Origin of the sequence: Collinsella sp. HCP3S3_E5 (assembly GCF_052067635.1) — a bacterium.
In the GTDB taxonomy this organism is placed as follows: domain Bacteria; phylum Actinomycetota; class Coriobacteriia; order Coriobacteriales; family Coriobacteriaceae; genus Collinsella.
On record NZ_JBQHQF010000050.1, the window covers coordinates 1 to 2,149 of the forward strand.

Sequence of the window (2,149 nt, forward strand, 5' to 3'; positions counted from 1 at the left end):
CGTCGCCGGGACGGTGCAGGCAGACCTTCCTGAGCTTGCCGATCTCGGAAGGCACGTGCAGACCTTTCGTCATGGCCTCCTACCTTTCTTTCGGGCCCTTGTCAGGGCCGATTCGTTAGCGCCCCTCCGTGTGAGGCGTTATTGCTGACGACATATTTATATCCAAAATCAACCCATACTTCCACCTTGCCCCCGAACGGTTTTTTATAGGGGGTGAACGGCATACACATATACTTCACGCATGGCACACTTCATCTTAATAAAGTGTATTTACGTGCTTAAACGCGTTTTCAATCCAAAAATCAAATGGAACTAAACTTTATTAAACCACCCTCAGATTGCATATTTCGTGCAATGATATGAATAGAATTCGCAATTCTTGCTGTGTCTCAACCATTTTGATTTTTATTCATAAAAAAGTTTGTCCTATTCATTTTTAGCAAACAGATTACCGTTTACCAGACGTTGGATACCGTTCACCGGAAGCTTAGTATAAGGCCCGTCGAATACCCGATCGATCTTGCGTCTCCATTTGTAACAACTTGACTTTTCCGGCGGCAAAGACATGCAGACCCGCTCCCCAAAAGGGGCGGGTCTGCATTCGGTACACCTAGGGCCAAGTAAGGTTTAGGCCTTCGAGGGCCTCAAGGGATTAGCGATCGAACTCGGCCAGTGCATCGCCCAGAAGCCTCAAGCCCTTGCGAAGAACATTTTCGCTCGCGCAGTAGCCCAGGCGTGCGCCGCAGGGAAGCTCAAAACGGCTGCCGGGCACCAGCAGCACTCCCCTCTCGGACAACAGACGCTTGCAGAACTCCTCGTCGTCCTCGGGAATATCAAGCTGGATAAACGAGGTAGACACGCCCTGCGGGGCCGTCCAGGAAACGCGATGTTGCGTATCGATCCAAGCCTGCGCGATATCGCGATTGCCAGACACGATCTTGCGGTTGCGCTCGAGAATCTTGTCCTTGTGCTCAAGCACATAGGTCGCCAGGGCATCGTTGAACACGCCGCCGCAGATCATAGTGTAATCGCGATAGGTACGGATGCGATTGGACACCTCTTCGTCGGTCACGACCCAACCCACGCGGGCTGCAGGCGTCGAATAGGTCTTAGATACCGAGTTGGTGACAATGGCCTTCTCATACACGTCGGCCATCGACATAAAGGACTCGGTGTTCTCGAGCGGCAGATATACCTCGTCACACAGCACGTAGGCGCCCACTGAACGGGCAATCTCGGCAATCTGACCGAGCGTATCGGCATCAAGCACCGTACCAATGGGGTTCGATGCGTTATTGATGCAGATGAGTTTCGTGTTGGGGCGAACGAGGCGCTTGAGTTCCTCGATATCGGGTTTCCAGCCAAGCTCCTCGCGAAGCTCCCAATACTCGACCTCGGCGCCGAGCGAACGCGGAATCTCATAGAGCGGCGCATAGGTAGGCCACTCGGCGATGACATGATCGCCGGGCTCGACCACGGCCATGATGGCGTTGAGGTTGGCACCCGTGCAGCCGTTGGTCTGCAGAATGTGATCGGGATTGACCTCGCGACGATAGAGCTTGGCGACTTCAGCCTTAAACTCCGGTGAACCCTCGATCCAGCCGTAGTTCATCTTCTCGCGATCCAGGCGCTCGTAGAAGGTAGCGCCGTCCTGCTCGTCGAGCGCGCGCAGCTCTCCCATGGTAAGCGACGAGATCGTCGACTGGGCGATATCCCACGTGGCGCTCTTCTCCCAAACGTTGAGCCATTCCTCAACGCCGATTGTCTTGATATCCATGGCTAGGCTCCAATCGCTAGAACACGGGGATGATGCCGGCGAAGGTCATGGGAATGGAGATGATGCCCAAAAGGCAAAGAAGCCGACACCGTTGGGGGGTATCAACGTGACTGCCCCTAGTCATATGGGCCGCCTTATCTGATGTTAATTAAGCTTCATTAAACAAGAATGGGGCGGTGCGAAAGATCCGCACCGCCCCAATGGGAGACATCTAATGGCAGCTAGATGTTTGTTTTAAGACCTGTACGGGTCTTTGAAAACCTTAGAGGTCCTCGCGCCAGAAGGGCATGCTCATGCAGCGCGGGCCGCCACGGCCGCGGGAGAGCTCGGCGGAGGGCACGACGAGAAGGTCCAGGCCCTCCTTGTACAGCA

The 2,149-nt window shown here is 54.5% G+C and carries 2 protein-coding genes; both read right to left on the reverse strand.

Going from position 1 to position 2,149, the window contains the following annotated elements:
* Positions 1-652 precede the first annotated feature (652 nt).
* Positions 653-1,777, reverse strand: a complete 1,125-nt coding sequence (locus tag ACTM82_RS08900) for an aminotransferase (RefSeq protein ID WP_441055854.1) — start codon at positions 1,775-1,777, stop codon at positions 653-655.
* A 262-nt stretch (positions 1,778-2,039) separates the two neighbouring features.
* A partial coding sequence (locus tag ACTM82_RS08905) for an arginine deiminase family protein (RefSeq protein ID WP_148332920.1) occupies positions 2,040-2,149 on the reverse strand: 110 nt, incomplete at its 5' end.

Coding starts and splice junctions, on each gene's coding strand:
- ACTM82_RS08900 (WP_441055854.1), bottom strand. CDS start 1,777: ATGGATATCAAGACAATCGGCGTTGAGGAATGGCTCAACGTTTGGGAG.